The following is a 16,436-nucleotide window of genomic DNA, read 5'->3' on the forward strand; positions in this document are numbered from 1 at the left end:
AAGGCATGAACGAGACCCCGAAGACGAAACGAAAACGTCAACGGCTAAAGCCTAATTCTCTAAGTTCAGTAAATCTGAACGCCTTCATGCACCAACGCCTTTCAGATGCATCAGTAATCAGAACATCTGCTTTCCCCTGTGCGATCTGGTCAAAAATTGTGGTGTTGTCATTCCATAGGGCAATTTGAGCATGTTTAATGTGGGTACGTACAAATTTTTCATTTGTCCCCCTGGGTTTACGATTACCTTGACATTCGGCTTGTCGATATCTGCAAGCGAAATGTATTGATTGTGATCCGCACAGCGTGCAATTGGCGCTTTACCGTCTTGCAAATAAGGAAACGAGAAAAGTCCCATTTTCTGACGTTCCAACGTGATTGATATGCCTCCCATGGCGATATCGAATTTATGGCTGTTAAAATCCTGTGTCAAAGTCGGCCAACTGGTTGGTACAAATTCAATACGAACACCTAGCGGGTTTGCGAGATTTTTTGCAAGGTCGATATCGAAACCTTGATATTCACCGGTTTTGGGGTCTTTGAATGTGAAAGGACTGTAATCGCCAGTGGTTCCAACTTTCAATATGCCACGGGATAAGATCTCGTCGAAGCCGGCTTTGCCAACCTCATCAGTATGAGTATAACAGGACGCTAGTAAATCTGTTGCGATTACTGCAATCCGGATATTCATTATAATTATTTATAATATGTATATTGCTATAGTCTACAGAAAGTGTGGAAACTAATAATAATAATTTGAAGTTAATAGTGAATTGGCTCTGTTGTTCAATCTTTTATAATTGCTGTGAACGCAAGCTGTGAGGCCAATTTCCCGGTTGCCCCCGCCCAAAACAAATTTATACCTTTGCCGCTTTCACGAAGCGTGGATCGAATGTCTGCGCAAATGAAATATCCGCATTTGCCAGTTCCGGATCAAGAAGCTTGAGCATTTCGAACAGGCTCTTGAAGCCGTCTTCTGTAATCATGCCGTTTTCGGAATACATGGCACGGGATTTCTCGAAGCCTGTCTTGTACAGCGCGCGGTCACCCAGCAGATATTTTTCCGGCACAGCATTAGCGACATCATCGGCGGAAGCCTTGTGAATCCAGTTCAGCGCCTTAATGAAAGCATTGACGACGCGCTGTGTGGTCACCGGGTTTGCATTGATGAAGCTTTGCTGCACATAAACAGTCGCGCCCGGATTCGTGCCACCGAAAAGCTGGCGTGTGCCTTCTTCTGTACGCGTATCCAGAAGCAGCGTGATGTCACCATCCGCTTCCAGTTGCATGATGGCCGGATCGACATGGACGAGGGCGGCGATTTCGCCATTTTTAATGGCCGCAATGGCACTTGCGGCGCCGCCGACACCGATAATCGAAGCGGCGTCTGCGGAGAGGCCATTTTTGATGAGTGCATATTGCAACAGCAGCGAGGTCGAAGAGCCGGGCGCCGAGACCCCGACATTCTGGCCCTTGAGATCGGCAATCGTCTTGATCTCGTCGGCGAGGTCCTTACGCACGCCGATGCAGATGCCCGGAAAACGACCAAGCTCGCAGATGGCTTTGATGTCCAGCCCCCTGTTCTGCATACGAATGGTATGTTCATATGCGCCAGTGACTACATCGACCGAACCGCCAATCAGCGCCTGCAAAGATTTTGCACCACCACTAAAATCATTGATGGTCGCCTTGATGCCTTCTTCTTCGAAAAATCCTTTTCGCTCGGCAATGGTGAGCGGAAGGGTATAGAAGAGCGGCTTGCCGCCGACACCAAACATCAGCGCCGGCTTTTCCGGCGTGGCGGAGGCATCCTGCGCATGCGCGGGCAGGCGTGAGGCGATATCCGCAAGCCCGAAGGCGGCGGCGCCCAGCAATATCTCTCTACGCGTTGTCCTCATTGTATTCTCCTTGAATTTCCTTGCGGCTTTGAAGCGCATAAGCGCTTTAAACGCCATTATGACCGGCGGTTTTCGGACGCCAGACAAGCAGGCGCGCTTCCACGATGGATACGCCCCAGTCGATGACAAGCACGAATGCCATGAGCACCAACATGCCGGAAAAGACGCCGGTGACGTCGAACACGCCTTCAGCCTGCTGGATCAGATAGCCGAGCCCCGCTGACGAACCAAGATATTCCCCGACGACTGCGCCGACGACCGCAAAGCCGACAGCCGTATGCAGGCTTGAGAACATCCACGACAGCGCGGACGGCAGATAGACGTTGCGCAGGAGTTGACGCTCATTCATGCCCAGCATGCGTGCATTGGCGAGTATTGTCTGGTTCACTTCCTTCACGCCCTGATAGACGTTGAAGAAAACGATGAAAAAGACCAGCGACACACCAAGCGCCACCTTCGACCAAATGCCGAGGCCGAGCCACAGCGTAAAAATCGGCGCCAGCACGACGCGCGGCAGGGAGTTAGCCGCCTTCACATAGGGGTCAAAGATTGCCGCGAGCAAAAGCTTGCGGGCAAACCAAAACCCGATCAAAACACCACCGATTGCGCCGATAGCAAAGGCCAGCATGGCTTCAAGCAGGGTAATGCCGAGATGATACCAGATCGTTGCGCCGGCAAACCATTTATAGATACGCTGTGCCACATCGCCCGGCGTTGCAAAGAAGAACCTTGCCTTGACCGGGTTGCCCAGCAGATGGGTCGCGGTGAAGAGGTGCCAGATCAGAATAAAGAAGACAGCCACGCTGAGCTGTGCCAGAAACAGCATAGGCTTTTTCATTTTTTTCGCTTACCCGTCTGCTGATAGCCCTTGAGAACCTCTTCTTTGAGCACGCCCCATATTTTGCGATGAATTTTGTGAAACTGGTCGTCGAGACGAATTTCGGAAATCGCGCGCGGACGGGCGAGGGGAATTTTATATTCCGCCATGATGCGGGCACGCGGCCCGGCAGACATGATGACAACGCGATCAGCCAGCGCGATTGCTTCTTCCAAATCGTGTGTTACGAATATCACTGCTTTCTTGTCCCGTGACCAAAGGTCGAGGAGAAGGTCCCCCATGATGATACGCGTCTGCGCATCAAGTGGGCCGAAGGGTTCATCCATCAGCAGATATTTCGGATTGCGGATCAGCACCTGCGCAAGGCTGACGCGCTTGCGCTGTCCACCCGATAGCATATGCGGATAGCGATCACCGAAACTTGTAAGACCGACGCGATCAAGCCAGTCACGCGCCTGCTCGCGCGCATGAGCCTTTGATGTGCCACCAATTTCCAGCCCGATGGAGACGTTGTCCAGCACGGTCTTCCAGGGCATGAGAGCATCCTGCTGGAAGAGATAGCCCGCCTTGCGATTAAGCCCTTGCAGCCGCTGGCCGCTGATTTCGACGCTACCGCTGGCAGGCACGAGAAGTCCGGCAACGACATTGAGCAATGTCGATTTTCCGCAGCCGGTTGAACCGACAATTGCCACAAATTCGTTTTCAGTAACGTCAAGATTGCTTTCGGCAACAGCATCGAAGCGACAGCCATCGGCCAACGTGAACGAAATCTGCACATCCTTGAGTGCGATTGCTGGTTTGCACGTTTCCTTCGGATGAATACGGCTTGGGTTTGCGCTCATGGCTCGCCTTTGCCCGCAAACTGATGATGTGTCTTGCCACAACGACTCTTATTTCGGCTCTGGCGCAAATTTTTCAGCAGGTAAAAAGAGCCCAGTCTTTTAAAGCAATTGCGCGACGAGCTATAGACTGTTGCCCTTTGTCCATTTCCCAAAGATACCTGCAAAGACAGGAGGGCTCTGATTGGACCATCAAGCTGTTCATTTGCAAGGCATGACGAGCCAGCTTGTGCCATTTTGAATGCACATAAACCCAACAGAAAGACGAGCATGACAGTCACGATATTCTTATAGACGTGACATGAAATCGAAAATTCATTATTGGCACCCAAAGAATCTATTCATTATGAGGAATTTAATACCTTTATAGAAATTAGAAATACCTAACATATAGCTTGGTATTATGTGCTATGCTCAGCCATTATTTCTTGAAGATTACGATAGAGAACTGAATAACGCCCATAAAAGAAAACGGCGTGCAGGATGACACTTGGAAAAACGAATTCCTTTGGAATCGACTGACAACCAGTTCCACCTTACTCAATTATGCGCACTGATGCTAACAGCGCTCAGTAAAAGTGAAAAACTGGCGACAAACCCGCCGACCATTGGCAAAATCCGCGTTCGTGGGATCATGCGTAAAAACAAAAAGATAGAACATTTAATAATTCAACTTAATTCAGTAATGCTCTAAGTTGAATTTCTGTGCAAAGCATTGCTGTGCGGTGTGGAAAAGCGAGCGCAATCGCGTTCATATTGTCAGATCGCCGCTTTAACGCTTTGCATCTGCGCGTTCCTTGACGACTTCCAACATCCTTCGCCCTTGGCGCTCTTGCGGGTTCATATCATGCGCATCTTCACCGCCTCCCTTGCAACTGAAACCAACACATTTTCTCCCGTTCCGACGGATATGGATGCCTTCAAAGCGGCATTTTATGCAGGGCCTGGTGAGCACCCGGATACGCCCACGCTGTGTTCTTCGGTTGTGCCGGTTTTGCGCCGACGCGCTGCGGCGCATGGGCTGAGCGTGATTGAAGGAACATCCTGCTGGGCTGAGCCTGCCGGTCTTATCCAGCGCAAAACCTATGAGACGTTACGGGATACAATTCTAAAAGAGCTGAGAGCGGTATTACCGGTGAATGCCGTGGTTCTGGGGTTGCATGGAGCAATGGTTGCGCAGGGTTACGATGACCCGGAAGGCGATTTTCTTGCGCATATCCGCGCGATTGTGGGGCCAGATGTTCTTGTTGCAGCCGAGTTTGATCCACACAGCCATTTGTCTGCCAAGCGAGTTGCCAATCTTGATCTGATGGCGGCCTTTCTTGAGTTCCCCCATACCGATTTTGAGGAGCGCGGTGAGCATGTGGTTGATTTGACGCTTCGCGCTTTGCGTGGCGAGATAAAGCCCATTATTTCGACCTTTGATTGCCGCATGATTACGCTTTATCCGACAAACCGCGAGCCGATGCGCTCTTTTGTGGACCGGATAAACCGCATGCAGGGCAAAGACGATATTTTGTCGATCTCCGTTATTCACGGCTTCATGGCGGGCGATGTGCCGGATATGGGAACCCGCATTGTTGTCGTAAGCGATAATGAAAAAGCGAAAGGCGATGCGCTGGCGCAAAGGCTTGGCCATGAGCTTTATCGCATGCGTAAATTGACGGCGATGCCGATGTTTGACACCGATGCCGGGCTTGATCATGTGGCAGCAGTGCGCAAATCCAATGCGTCTTTGCCTGTTGTCATCTCTGATATATGGGACAATCCCGGTGGTGGTGTTGCCGGTGATGCCACTTTCATCCTGCGTCATATGCTGCAACGCGGAATGGATAATTTTGCCGTGGCAACGATCTGGGACCCGGTCGCAGTGTCGTTTTGTCATGCGGCAGGCGAGGGCGCTGAACTTGAGCTTCGTATTGGCGGAAAATCGTCATGGCATGGCGGAGAGCCGCTTGATCTGCGCGTCACAATTCAAAAAGTGATGGATGCCGGATGGCAAAGCTTCCGCAAGAGCCGGGTCAATCTCGGTCGGGTGGCGGTGATCAGACCGGTTGGAACGACGATCGATATTATCCTGATTACCAGCCGCTCACAGACCTATGAGCCGAATATCTTTTCCAATCTCGATATTGATTTTGCAGCCAAGGATTATCTGCTGGTTAAATCGACCAACCATTTTCAGGCTGGCTTTCAGCCGATAGCGTCAGAAATCGTTTATATAGCGGCGCCAACATCTTACCCGACCGATGCAGCCGTTACCCAATATAGAAAGGCGAGTATGGAGCTTTGGCCACGCATCGCCGATCCATTGGGGCTGGATTAGAGCGCATCCCGAAAAGTGTGAAACGGTTGTCGGGCAAGACACGCGCTAAATTAGCGGCGGCTTATTCGATGATGGCAAGCGCAGCACCAAGGCTTACGCTCTTGCCTGTTTCGGCACAAAGGCTGATCTTGCCTGAGCGCGGTGCTGCAATGCGTGTTTCCATCTTCATGGCTTCGATAATCGCAATGATTTCGCCCTCAGCCACCGTTGCACCGTCTTCGACCAGCCATTGCTGAAATGTGCCGGGAATGGGGGCTGTAACGGTTCCCTCTGCGGCCTGTGGCACAGTTGATGCCGGTTTTTGGGGTGTGTTTAGCCCGGAAAATAACGCCGCCGGCAAACCGATGTCATGGCGCTTGCCGTCAATTTCGATGAAGCTGCGCAACAGGCCACCATCGACGGGATCAATCCTTGCCGACGGTTCAACACCCCGGAACTCAGTCTCGATCCAGTTGGTGAAGACGTTGAATCCATCTTCGCCGGTAAAGTCTTTTTCTTCAACAACCGCACGATGGAATGGAAGCACGGAAGCCACACCCTCAATTTTAAACTCGGCCAGCGCACGTTGCGCACGGATTAGTGCTTGCTTGCGTGTTGCCCCTGTGACGATCAGCTTGGCCATCATGGAGTCGTACAGGCCCGGTATTTCCGATCCGCTCTCGACGCCGGTGTCAAGGCGCACACCCGGACCCGAAGGCGCGCGGAAACGGGTGATCATGCCCGGCGTTGGCAGGAAGCCGCGGCCGGGATCTTCTGCATTGATGCGGAATTCAAAGGCGTGGCCGCGTGGTGTCGGCGTTTCGGTCACCGACAGCTTCTCGCCATCCGCAATCCGCAACTGCTCAATCACGATATCGACGCCGGTGGTTTCTTCGGTGATTGGATGTTCGACCTGAAGGCGGGTGTTGACCTCCAGAAACGAGATCGTGCCATTCTGCGAAAGCAGAAACTCGACAGTGCCAGCCCCGGCATAGCCCGCGGCTGCACAGATTGCGCGCGCGGATTCATGAATACGGTTGCGCTGGTCCTGCGTGATAAAGGGTGCAGGTGCTTCTTCAACGAGCTTCTGATTGCGGCGTTGTAGTGAACAGTCCCGCGTACCCAGAACCACGGTGTTGCCATGCGTGTCGGCGATCACCTGCGCTTCGATATGGCGAGGTTTTTCAAGAAACTGTTCTGCATAGCATTCGCCACGACCAAAGGCCTCAATGGCTTCCCGCACCGCGGAATCGAAAAGCTCCCCGACTTCGTCTAGATGATAGGCAACCTTCATGCCGCGACCGCCACCACCAAAGGCCGCCTTGATCGCAAGCGGTAAGCCCGCCTCGCGTGCAAAAGCCACCGCTTCTGCAGCAGATGCCAAGGGACCGGCTGAACCCTTGACGAGGGGGGCACCAACTTTTTCGGCAATGCGCCGTGCTTCAACCTTGTCGCCCAGCGAAGTGATGACTTCTGGCGATGGACCTACCCAGATGAGGCCAGCATCAAGGACGGCTTTGGCAAATTCGGCACGCTCCGACAAGAAACCATAGCCGGGATGCACTGCATCGGCACCGGCGCGTTTTGCAATGTCGAGTATTTTTGCAATATTGAGATAAGTATCCGCCGGGCGGCCTGCACCAAGGCCATAGGCCTCATCTGCAAGCTCTGCATGCAGTGAATTTGCATCGGCATCGGAATAGATTGCAACAGATGCCACACCATAATCGCGGGCTGCGCGGATGATGCGGATGGCAATTTCGCCACGATTGGCGATAAGCAGCTTTTTCATCAGACTATGATTTCCTGCGGCTCGAAAGCAGAGATCGGGTTAAAACGGATACGGGCGCCGATGGGTATCTGGCTCGCCAGATCGAGATGATGGCTGGCCACAACACCAATCACCGGGTAGCCGCCTGTCAAAGGATGATCGGCCAGAAAAAGCACGGGTTGCCCGTTTGGTGGCACCTGAATTGCCCCAAGGGCTGTGCCTTCGGATGGTAATTCATCGTGGTTGGCGCGTTCGATTGTTGCCGATCCGAACAGGCGCATACCGACGCGGCTTGATTGCGGTGTGACATCCCATTCCTGGGCTGTGAGGGTTGCAAGCCCTTGCGCCGTAAACCAATCGGTGCGGGGTCCAAGCACAATATCCAGTGTAACAACTTCACCTGCGCGGGGCAGACGGCGCTGGTCGTGGCCAATATCACTGACTGCAAGTGCGGGGCCATTGGCGGGCACCAATATGTCGCCAACCGCAATGGGCTCCGGGCCAATTTTGGCAAGTGTATCGCGGGCTTTTGACCCGAGAACGTCGTCAACAGCAAATCCCCCGCGCAGTCCGAGATAGCTCAGCATGCCCTCGGGCGGGATGCCAAGGATCAGCTCGTCGCCAGCATTGAGTGCGATAGGGCTTGAAAACGTCGCGGTGAGTTTTGTTTGCTTGGCTGTACGGATGGTTAGCGGGCAGGGCGCGCCGGTTACAGCCACAGTGACCGCACGGTCAGCCTTGAAGGCAAAGCCGCCGAAGCTAATTTCAAGAACCGCAGCATCACGCAGATTGCCAAGACAGCGATTGACTTCAAGCATCGCTCTGCGATCAAGCGCACCCGATTGAGAGACGCCCTGACTTGCAAGCCCCAAACGGCCCAAATCCTGAAACAGTGCCGGGCGGTCAGCCTGCGTAACAAGCAGGCCGTCTGCGGGTTTGTGAGAATTTTCCAACTTGGTTGCAGGCTTTGAAACAGGAGTGGTTTCACTCTTGGCCATATCGCGAAAGCGCACGCGATCGCCGGGTGCAAGCAGGGCTGCACGTTTGCGGGTCGTGTCCCACATGGCAAGCGGTGTTGTGCCAAGCAATTGCCAGCCGCCAGGACTGTCGGATGGATAAATGCCGCCGAATTTGCCAGCAAGCGCCACTGATCCTGCCGGAATTTTCACACGCGGGCTTTGACGCCGTGGGACATCAAAGCTGGGGTCGTCGCAGGTCATATAGGCAAAGCCGGGTGCGAAGCCGGTAAAGGCAACCGTATAGGTTGCTTGCGTATGACGGCAAATGAGCTCTTCGACGGAGCAGCCAAGGAAAGCCGCGACATCATCAAGATCTTCACCATTGTAGCAAACAGGGATTTCGAAAAATGCACCACTGCGCGACCTGCGAACCGACAGATCAAGCTTCGCAATCTGCTTGGTCAGTTTTGCGCGATCCGTCATAAAGGGGTCAAAGTGCACCATAATGGTGCGCGCGCCGGGAATGACTTCGCAAATGCCTTTAAGCTCAGCTGCGAGCAGCGCATCAAGCAATGTCAGGCTTATGCCAAGATCGTCAAGCTCGACCAGAAAACTGTCGCTGCCGGAAGGCAGAAAGCGCAGGCGTTCACTCATGATGCAGTATGAACGAAAGGCTTGAGTTCTACGCCGCGTGCCTCAAGTGTGCTGCGCAATGTGCGGGCGATTTGAACGGCTGTCGGATTGTCGCCATGAATGCAGATCGACTGCGCATCAAGCGCGATGTCGGTTCCATCAATAGCGGTCATGCGCTGTTCATTGATCATGCGCAGCATTCGCTCTGCAATGACGTCAGGATCATGAATAACCGAACCTTCAAGGCGGCGATTAACGAGACTGCCGTCAATATTATAAGCGCGGTCTGCAAAAGCCTCGCAAACGACGCGCAGTCCCGCGTCGCGCGCCTGATCCACAATCGGTGCCGCTGCAAGCGCCATGAGCACCAGATCAGGGTCGATTGCCTTAATGCCTGCGATAACGTCTGCTGCCTGTCGTTTGTCATACGCAATGGTGTTATAAAGCGCGCCATGGGGCTTTACATAGGTGACTTTTGTTCCGGCAGCTTGCGCCAGCCCTTGCAAGGCACCGATCTGGTAGATCGTATCGGCAATGAGTTCGCTGCTTGACGGGTCCATATTGCGGCGGCCAAAGCCGACCAGATCGCGATAGCCGATATGCGCGCCAACACGCACACCCCGCCGCGCCGCTTCACGCAATACGCTGAGAATTCCGGCAGGATCGCCAGCATGAAAGCCGCAGGCAATATTGGCACTCGTCACAATTGCCAGCATCGACGTGTCGTCACCCATCGGCCATGGCCCGAAGCCTTCTCCGAGGTCGCTGTTGAGATCGATAAATGCCATGTCTCTTCCCGGTTGAATAATCATTCTTTACGGATTATTGTTGAATAACCTATTATGTATTGTTCAACAATATGTAATTCGTATATTCGCTGGAAATTCACGGGGAATAACGCGGCGCAGGCCGCAGAGCGGTTTAAAGCATGTCGCGGAAAAATGGGAACCGGTTTTTCAACAACGACATGCGTAACAACAAGAACATAGAGCGAGCGTATTGGGTACGATTAAGCGCGACACGCTCTGGAGTGAGAAAGTCTGAAGGATATTCATGACGAACGCAATGCCTTCGCTTGATGATGACCAGCCATTGGCGACCCAAACCGCCGCTAAAATCCGCGAAATGTTGATTACAGGCGAATTATTGCCCGGAACCAAGCTTTCCGAACAACAGATTTCAGCGCAGTTTGGCATATCCCGCAACACGTTGCGTGAGGTTTTTCGCCTTCTGACCAGCCAGAGTTTGCTGACCTATATTCCCAATCGCGGTGTTTTTGTTGCAACGCCTGACGAGGCGACGGTCGTTGATATTTATCGTGTTCGGCGTGTTATTCAGAAAGGCGCCGTTCAAATCGCTGTTCCCGCTCACCCGGCTTTAGAGCGTATGAACGCGCTGCTGGAGCAGGCGGTTCTGGCCCAGGGAAAAGGCGACTGGCGGCAGGTTGGTACCATCAATATGGAGTTTCACCGTGCCATGGTGGAGCTTTGCGACAGCACCCGGCTGAGCGCCTGTTTTGATCTCGTTCTTGCGGAATTACGGCTGGTTTTTGCCCAGCTTGAAGATAACGCGCATCTTCATGAATCGTATATTGCGTTGAATGCAGAGCTTTTGGGTTCGCTTCAGGCCGGCAATAACGAGATCGCCGCGCAACAGCTTGATCGCTATCTTCTCAGCTCAGAGCGCTCCGTTCTCGCCGCACTTCAACGTAAAAAGCGAAGCTAGAGCATTTTCAGCAAAAGTGCGAAGCGGCTTTGCGTGGAATAATGCGTGAAAACAAATAGATAGAGCGGTTCCGTTTCAATGGGAGCCGCTTTTACTCAACGCTTCACTGAATTACTCTGCATTATCAATGCGTCCCAACGGCCTGACCATAGACGCGGATGACATTGCGCACCGCTTCGACCATGAGCGCGTGTGGCGTGGCTTCGACCTTGCCGGATGCAACAGCTGGATAAAGCGTGCCAAGATACTGGCTGATCAGCGTTTCCGGGATTTTGCGGCCTTCAAGACGCGTTAGAAGCGCATTGACAGCTGCCACGGCTTCCGGGTGTGGCCAGTAATAGCGAATGCGGTCGCTATAGGAGAAATGGCGCTGAAGACGCAGCTCTTCCGCATCGCCATGATAATATTTCTCCCAGTTCTTCGGCTCGTTGAGAAGAAGCTTCTCAAGCTTGCCGCGAACGGTCTCTTCTTCGGGCAGCTTGTCGAGGAAAGCTGCAATCTGATCAAGGCCATAGAGTGCTTCACGCAGCGCAAAAGTCAGGCCCGGTCCGACTTTGAGAATAGCAAAGCCATCATGAACCAGATCGGAGAGCGCCTCAACCGGCTGATAGTCGGTCGAATGAGCTTCAAAGACAAATTGTGGCGTTTCGTTGAGAACACCGCTTAAAGCTGTCGCTTTTTCACTGTCGTAATAGACAACGTTTTCATTGCCGAATTCCACGCCCGGCTGCACGACAACGCCGATCGCACGCGAGAATGCATCTTCTAAACCAAGCGCTGCAAAAGCCTTGCGATGAATGGCGATGGTTTCAAGAGCTGCATCTGGCTTGGTCAGTTCCAGATCTTCGATTTCTTCCATCGCGCCGCCTGGAATCGGAACTTCTGTGCCAACAATATAGACAGGCAGATCAAAGCCGGATTCAGCAGCTGCTTTTTCTGCAACCTTGGCAAGACGGGCCGCGCGTTCTGCGGTCACGGCATCAGGCAAGGCAACGGGTTCACCGGCACAGCCCATAGAGGTATCGAGGTGGATTTTGGTGAAGCCTGCTCGCACAAAACCATCCATCATCACTTCGGATTTTGCCATGGCTTCTTCAGCAGTGAGATGCTTCCACGGATTTGGGCCGAGGTGATCACCACCTAAAATAAGGTGCTTGGTATCAAAGCCAAGACGCGCTGCAATTTCTTCAACGAAACGCCGGAAGTCAGCCGGTGTCATGCCGGTATAGCCGCCATCCTGATTGACCTGATTGCAGGTCGCTTCGATCAGAACATCGGTGTTGGTGGCAATACCTTCGAGAAGAGCTGCTTCAATGACCAGCGGATGGGCCGAGCAGATTGAGGTGATGCCTCCGCGCGCGCCGCTCGCATAACGGGCGGGAAGTTGGCTCAATCGTTGCGTGCTGCTCATAACGGAACTCCGTGGGTATAACAAAAATTTCAGAGAGAAATGCGTTTCAAATTGCCGTCCAAAGCGAGAAGCTCTGGTAGTGGCGTGCCTGCACCAAGGTTGGGGGCAGCTTTGCCCATCACATCGGCAGGCACAACACAGGCCGCGCGAATGGCTTCTTCAAGCGGCACGCCGACATGCTGAACGAGATTAGCAAGACAGCCGACCATATCGATATGCGCACCTGCAAGTGATCCGGCTGCATTAACCAATGCGCCATCGCGCACTTCAATCCGCTCGCCATAAAGTTCGAAATGATCCGGGCCGCCAATGGTGGACATGGCGTCTGATACAAGGAACATGCGGTCACGCTTCGGGCGTGCACGCCATGCGATGCCGACCATTTCCCATGCCACATGATGCCCATCAACAATGATGCCGACAAAAGCATCGCTGCCGATTGCTGTGCCAACCACGCCCGGCTCACGCGATGTCATTGGCGGCATGGCATTGTAAAGATGGGTGAAGCAACTCACACCTGCGGCAAGCCCGGCGCGCGCCTGTTCCGTTGTGCCATTGGTGTGGCCGGCGGAAACCACGACACCCATATCAGCAATCTCGCGGATCGTGTCGCCCGGTACCATTTCCGGTGCAAGCGTGAGCATGACAGGCACATCCGCTTTGCGCAGAATTTTGAGCGCTTCCAGCGTGGATGCATCCATCGGGCGAATGAATTCAATGCGATGGGTGCCTTTGCGGGCAGGATTAAGATGCGGACCTTCGATGTGGAGGCCGAAGAAGCCATCCATGCCCTTGCACTCGACTGCTGCATGGGCGGCCTCGATCATGCGTTCCGGCTCACAGGTAATCAGGGTTGGCAGAACCCAGCCCGTGCCAAGTTTGCGCAATGTTGAAACGATATGCGCGATGCCTTTGGCGCTGGTGTCGGAATTGAGCATGACGCCGCCCGCACCATTGACCTGAAGGTCGATACAGGCTGGCATCAGCACATGCGGCGTGAGATCGGACGTCTCGTCCGATTTGCGCGGACGAAGGCGCGTGATACCAGAAGTGCCGATCTCGGCCACGAGACCAGTCTGAAGCCGCCCGTTCAGAAATACATAATCGGGGGCGACGAGACGAGTCATTGGCTTTCTCCTGATTTATTTAAGGCGTATAGGGCAACGCCGCGTGCGCCCGAACTATCACCGAAACGTGCAGTTCTGATGGCAGGGATACGTGTGGGGCCAAGTTTGCGCTTTTCAAATGCTTTTGAAACGCGCTCAGTGACGCCATCCATATTGGACAGGCCGCCGCCCAACACAAAACAATCCGGGTCGACAACAAGCTGCATGGTCAGAAGCGATTCCGCCATCAGGTCAGCCCAGTCATCGAGCACCTTTTCTGCGTTCGCATCGCCATTGGACGCGCGCAATGTCAGTTCCTGATTGGAGATGGTCTCATTGAGCTTAATTTGGGAAATAGCAGCAAGGCCCGTGCCGGAAACATAGCGTTCCATACAACCTGTCTTGCCGCAGCCGCAAGGGATCAGCGGAAGGCTCTGCTCGCTTAAGATTCGCGCAGGCATACCCGTATGACCAATTTCCAGTGCAAGACCATTATAGCGCGGCGGAATCTCGCCGTTGATGACAACACCAGCGCCCATGCCGGTGCCGACAATCAGGCCAATCATTGCTTCGCTTCCTTCGGCTGCACCGCCATGCGCTTCCGAATAGGCGAAAGCCATACAGTCGTTCATCAGCGGAAAGCTGCGCCCGAAACGTTTCTGAAGCGCTGCGCCCACATCGCGACCGGTGATCGGAATATTGGATGCAAAGCCGTGGCCGGTGGCCGGATCAATCCAGCCGGGCAGGCTGATGCCGACGGGCAGGTTTGGGTTGCCCGCCGTTTCGGTCAGCCATTCAATCTGCGCGGACAAGCCATCGATGAAAGCATCGAAGTCGCTGACAGGCGTTGGAATGCGCCGTGTCAGAACCGTTTCCATATTTGCGTCGAACAGGCGACCCTCAATTTTGGTGCCGCCCAGATCAATGGCGCCGCAGATCATGCTGACCTCGTGTTTCATGCTGTAAACGGGTAGATCTTAACGCCGGAAACAACGCGTGTCAGGTTGCCCTGATCAATAAACGGGTTGTCGATGTTAAGATTAAGTTCAGCCGACCAGCGGGCAGACCAGATCTGCGCCAGAAGCACATAAAGCACGGCATCCCAGCGGCTGTCGCCAGTCAGATCAAGCGCAAGATCACAACCTTCGCCGCCAACAGTGGTCACGGTTGCGGAAGGGAACTGCTGCGCAATCTCAACGGCAATGTCGCGATCATAACGCGCGGTGTGCTGATCCGGGTGAATGAAAACCACAACGCGGGTATTGCCGACAACAGAAGCCTTTGGTCCGTGACGGAAGCCAAGCGTGCTGTCCCAGTTGGTCATAACCTGACCAGCAGTCAGTTCCAGAACCTTGAGTGCGCTTTCGCGTGAAACGCCGGTCAGTGCACCGGAGCCCAGGAAAATCGCGCGTTCTGGATGTGGGGCAGACATTGCGTCGAGCTTTGCTATCGCTTTTGCGCCTGCAGCCGAGAGCTTGTTAAGCTTGTCCGCGACATCCACCGTGTCATCAATGCAGGCGAGCGCCGATAAAAGCATGGTCGTATAGCTCGACGTCATGGCAAATGCCTGATCATGCGTTGCTTCCGGCAGAACGATCACGCGCTGGTCGCCCGGACCTTTCGCTTTGCGAACGGCCAGTGCGCTTTTGCCATTGCAAGTAATGTTGAGGCGGTGCGCCTTTGGGAAATGCGCGTCCAGCAGGTCGAGCGTTGCAATGGTTTCCGAGCTGTTGCCGCTGCGGCCAAATTGCACAACGAGCAGTTCCGCATCGTTGGACAGTGTTTCAGACGGATTGGAAACAATGTCGGTGGTTGGAATTGCTTCGAGCGAAATCGCGCCAGTCTTGGCTGATGCCAGTGCCTGACCGATAAAGGCCGAGGTGCCGGCGCCGCTGAAAACGATATGCTTGATACCCTTGGCGGCGATCCATGCGCGGATTTCAGCCGACTGTTTGGCAAGCGGAGCAGCCCATGCCTGCCAGATACCCGGCTGTGCGTGAATTTCCTGCCAGGTATGGCTCGTTTCCAGTTTAGTCATGAATACCGTCCTCTTGAGTACTGATGACACGCACGCCGCGCTCGCGGATGCGGTTGGCCATGTCGTGATTGGGCTCAAGATCGGTTACGATGGCCGTAATCCGATCCATTGCGCAGATACGATGCAGCCGTGGTTTGCTGAATTTGTTTTTATCGGCCAGCACGATGATGCGGCCCGAGGCTTCGATCATCGCACGGTTTTCGTGGGCTTCGTCTTCCAGGAAAGTGCTCACACCGGTTTCCGGATCGATACTGTCCGCCCCCATCACAAAGGTGTCGAAGCGCATTTCAGAAAGGGCAGTTTCAACCAGTCGTCCGGAGAAGGACATGGTCTCACGGCGTATGCTGCCGCCGGTCAGCATCACCTGATGCTGTTTGTGACGCAGCACACTTTGTGCGACGTCGAGACTGCGGGTCATGACGATGAGCGGTGCGAGATTGCCAAGGTGAGCGGCCAGACGCTCGGCGCTTGAGCCGTTATCAAACAGCACCGAAGTATCGCCTTCGAGCAAATGAACCGCCCTGCGTCCAATGGCATCCTTGGCGTCGAAATTGACGGCACGGCGGTCAACCGGATTGGCTTCCACGCCTGTGGGAACGAGACCAGGACGCTGGGCAAGTGACAAGGCAAGATCAATGCGGAAATCGGCAAGCCCTGCATAGCCAAAGCGCTGGCAGAAGCGGATGAGCGTCGGCTCTGACGTGCCAAGTTGATTGCACAATTCGCGTGCCGTGGAGCGAATGAAACCTACCGGATCATTTTCGATCAACAGGCATATGCCGCGCAGCTTCGGAGTAAGCTCCGGCACTGCCGCTTGCACAGTCTGATAGAGGTCTTCTGTCGGCTGCAACTCCGGCCCTTTCCTTGTGTCGTAGTTGTCTAGTTAAAAGAAAACTTTACTTCAACACAAATTT

At 53.9% G+C, this 16,436-nt stretch carries 15 protein-coding genes and 1 pseudogene; 3 read left to right on the top strand and 13 right to left on the bottom strand.

What is annotated here, in order from left to right:
* Window positions 1–117 precede the first annotated feature (117 nt).
* From VBH83_RS14270 to VBH83_RS14290, 5 genes and pseudogenes are all read right to left on the bottom strand, one after another.
* A complete protein-coding gene (locus VBH83_RS14270; protein WP_323054560.1) occupies window positions 118–690 on the bottom strand; it encodes a transporter substrate-binding domain-containing protein in 573 nt (190 codons plus the stop codon).
* Between the two features lie 166 nt (window positions 691–856).
* Entirely contained in the window at window positions 857–1,897 is a 1,041-nt protein-coding gene (locus VBH83_RS14275) for an ABC transporter substrate-binding protein (RefSeq protein ID WP_265985943.1), read from the bottom strand.
* Between the two features lie 46 nt (window positions 1,898–1,943).
* On the bottom strand, window positions 1,944–2,735 hold the full coding sequence (locus tag VBH83_RS14280; protein ID WP_265985942.1) for an ABC transporter permease: 792 nt from the start codon (window positions 2,733–2,735) through the stop codon (window positions 1,944–1,946).
* The gene (locus VBH83_RS14285; protein ID WP_396998323.1) at window positions 2,732–3,577 is read right to left on the bottom strand and encodes an ABC transporter ATP-binding protein; all 846 of its coding nucleotides are present in this window, start codon (window positions 3,575–3,577) and stop codon (window positions 2,732–2,734) included. Before VBH83_RS14285 ends, VBH83_RS14280 begins: the two co-directional genes overlap by 4 nt.
* Window positions 3,578–3,987: 410 nt before the next feature.
* Window positions 3,988–4,099 (bottom strand): annotated as a pseudogene (locus VBH83_RS14290) (IS6 family transposase); the annotation flags it as partial.
* Here VBH83_RS14290 and VBH83_RS14295 point away from each other — a divergent pair.
* Together VBH83_RS14295 and VBH83_RS14300 are read left to right on the top strand one after the other, a co-directional pair.
* Window positions 4,065–4,268 carry a hypothetical protein gene (locus tag VBH83_RS14295; protein ID WP_265986013.1) on the top strand — a complete coding sequence of 68 codons (204 nt, stop codon included), beginning with the start codon at window positions 4,065–4,067 and terminating at the stop codon, window positions 4,266–4,268. The pseudogene VBH83_RS14290 and the gene VBH83_RS14295 sit on opposite strands and share 35 nt — an antisense overlap.
* A 153-nt stretch (window positions 4,269–4,421) precedes the next feature.
* Window positions 4,422–5,900 (top strand): M81 family metallopeptidase, encoded by a 1,479-nt coding sequence (locus tag VBH83_RS14300; RefSeq protein ID WP_396998325.1) that lies wholly within the window; start codon window positions 4,422–4,424, stop codon window positions 5,898–5,900.
* Between the two features lie 61 nt (window positions 5,901–5,961).
* On the opposite strand, the gene VBH83_RS14305 is transcribed toward VBH83_RS14300, so the two are convergent.
* The 3 genes from VBH83_RS14305 to VBH83_RS14315 are packed head-to-tail and all read right to left on the bottom strand — an operon-like array spanning window position 5,962 to window position 10,030.
* Window positions 5,962–7,671, bottom strand: a complete 1,710-nt coding sequence (locus tag VBH83_RS14305; protein ID WP_396998327.1) for an acetyl/propionyl/methylcrotonyl-CoA carboxylase subunit alpha — start codon at window positions 7,669–7,671, stop codon at window positions 5,962–5,964.
* Entirely contained in the window at window positions 7,671–9,263 is a 1,593-nt protein-coding gene (locus VBH83_RS14310; RefSeq protein WP_396998329.1) for a carboxyltransferase domain-containing protein, read from the bottom strand. The genes VBH83_RS14305 and VBH83_RS14310 overlap by 1 nt, the downstream gene beginning before the upstream one ends.
* The gene (locus tag VBH83_RS14315; RefSeq protein WP_396998331.1) at window positions 9,260–10,030 is read right to left on the bottom strand and encodes a LamB/YcsF family protein; all 771 of its coding nucleotides are present in this window, start codon (window positions 10,028–10,030) and stop codon (window positions 9,260–9,262) included. The genes VBH83_RS14310 and VBH83_RS14315 overlap by 4 nt, the downstream gene beginning before the upstream one ends.
* Before the next feature lie 265 nt (window positions 10,031–10,295).
* Here VBH83_RS14315 and VBH83_RS14320 point away from each other — a divergent pair, with 265 nt between their 5' ends.
* Window positions 10,296–10,967, top strand: a complete 672-nt coding sequence (locus tag VBH83_RS14320; protein WP_265985936.1) for a GntR family transcriptional regulator — start codon at window positions 10,296–10,298, stop codon at window positions 10,965–10,967.
* Window positions 10,968–11,091: 124 nt separating this feature from the next.
* Here VBH83_RS14320 and VBH83_RS14325 read toward each other — a convergent pair whose 3' ends face one another.
* Genes VBH83_RS14325 through VBH83_RS14345 form a run of 5 tightly spaced genes read right to left on the bottom strand, consistent with a single transcriptional unit; the run spans window position 11,092 to window position 16,372 of the window.
* Window positions 11,092–12,378: a D-tagatose-bisphosphate aldolase, class II, non-catalytic subunit gene (locus tag VBH83_RS14325; protein ID WP_265985935.1), complete on the bottom strand. Its 1,287-nt coding sequence runs from the start codon at window positions 12,376–12,378 to the stop codon at window positions 11,092–11,094.
* A 29-nt stretch (window positions 12,379–12,407) separates the two neighbouring features.
* The gene (gene nagA / locus VBH83_RS14330; RefSeq protein ID WP_396998333.1) at window positions 12,408–13,505 is read right to left on the bottom strand and encodes an N-acetylglucosamine-6-phosphate deacetylase; all 1,098 of its coding nucleotides are present in this window, start codon (window positions 13,503–13,505) and stop codon (window positions 12,408–12,410) included.
* The gene (locus tag VBH83_RS14335; protein ID WP_265985933.1) at window positions 13,502–14,425 is read right to left on the bottom strand and encodes an ROK family protein; all 924 of its coding nucleotides are present in this window, start codon (window positions 14,423–14,425) and stop codon (window positions 13,502–13,504) included. The genes nagA and VBH83_RS14335 overlap by 4 nt, the downstream gene beginning before the upstream one ends.
* A gap of 14 nt (window positions 14,426–14,439) precedes the next feature.
* Entirely contained in the window at window positions 14,440–15,522 is a 1,083-nt protein-coding gene (locus VBH83_RS14340) for an SIS domain-containing protein (RefSeq protein WP_265985932.1), read from the bottom strand.
* A complete protein-coding gene (locus VBH83_RS14345; RefSeq protein ID WP_265985931.1) occupies window positions 15,515–16,372 on the bottom strand; it encodes a DeoR/GlpR family DNA-binding transcription regulator in 858 nt (285 codons plus the stop codon). The genes VBH83_RS14340 and VBH83_RS14345 overlap by 8 nt, the downstream gene beginning before the upstream one ends.
* Window positions 16,373–16,436: the final 64 nt, after the last annotated feature.

The sequence above is a fragment of the Ochrobactrum sp. S1502_03 genome (assembly GCF_044435015.1).
Lineage (GTDB): Bacteria > Pseudomonadota > Alphaproteobacteria > Rhizobiales > Rhizobiaceae > Brucella > Brucella chromiisoli.

Bases quoted from the DNA above. Each gene is read 5' to 3' on its own strand.
- VBH83_RS14270 (WP_323054560.1), bottom strand. From the start codon at position 690: ATGAATATCCGGATTGCAGTAATCGCAACAGATTTACTAGCGTCCTGT.
- VBH83_RS14275 (WP_265985943.1), bottom strand. From the start codon at position 1,897: ATGAGGACAACGCGTAGAGAGATATTGCTGGGCGCCGCCGCCTTCGGG.
- VBH83_RS14280 (WP_265985942.1), bottom strand. From the start codon at position 2,735: ATGAAAAAGCCTATGCTGTTTCTGGCACAGCTCAGCGTGGCTGTCTTC.
- VBH83_RS14285 (WP_396998323.1), bottom strand. From the start codon at position 3,577: ATGAGCGCAAACCCAAGCCGTATTCATCCGAAGGAAACGTGCAAACCA.
- VBH83_RS14300 (WP_396998325.1), top strand. From the start codon at position 4,422: ATGCGCATCTTCACCGCCTCCCTTGCAACTGAAACCAACACATTTTCT.
- VBH83_RS14305 (WP_396998327.1), bottom strand. From the start codon at position 7,671: ATGAAAAAGCTGCTTATCGCCAATCGTGGCGAAATTGCCATCCGCATC.
- VBH83_RS14310 (WP_396998329.1), bottom strand. From the start codon at position 9,263: ATGAGTGAACGCCTGCGCTTTCTGCCTTCCGGCAGCGACAGTTTTCTG.
- VBH83_RS14315 (WP_396998331.1), bottom strand. From the start codon at position 10,030: ATGGCATTTATCGATCTCAACAGCGACCTCGGAGAAGGCTTCGGGCCA.
- VBH83_RS14320 (WP_265985936.1), top strand. From the start codon at position 10,296: ATGACGAACGCAATGCCTTCGCTTGATGATGACCAGCCATTGGCGACC.
- VBH83_RS14325 (WP_265985935.1), bottom strand. From the start codon at position 12,378: ATGAGCAGCACGCAACGATTGAGCCAACTTCCCGCCCGTTATGCGAGC.
- nagA (WP_396998333.1), bottom strand. From the start codon at position 13,505: ATGACTCGTCTCGTCGCCCCCGATTATGTATTTCTGAACGGGCGGCTT.
- VBH83_RS14335 (WP_265985933.1), bottom strand. From the start codon at position 14,425: ATGATCTGCGGCGCCATTGATCTGGGCGGCACCAAAATTGAGGGTCGC.
- VBH83_RS14340 (WP_265985932.1), bottom strand. From the start codon at position 15,522: ATGACTAAACTGGAAACGAGCCATACCTGGCAGGAAATTCACGCACAG.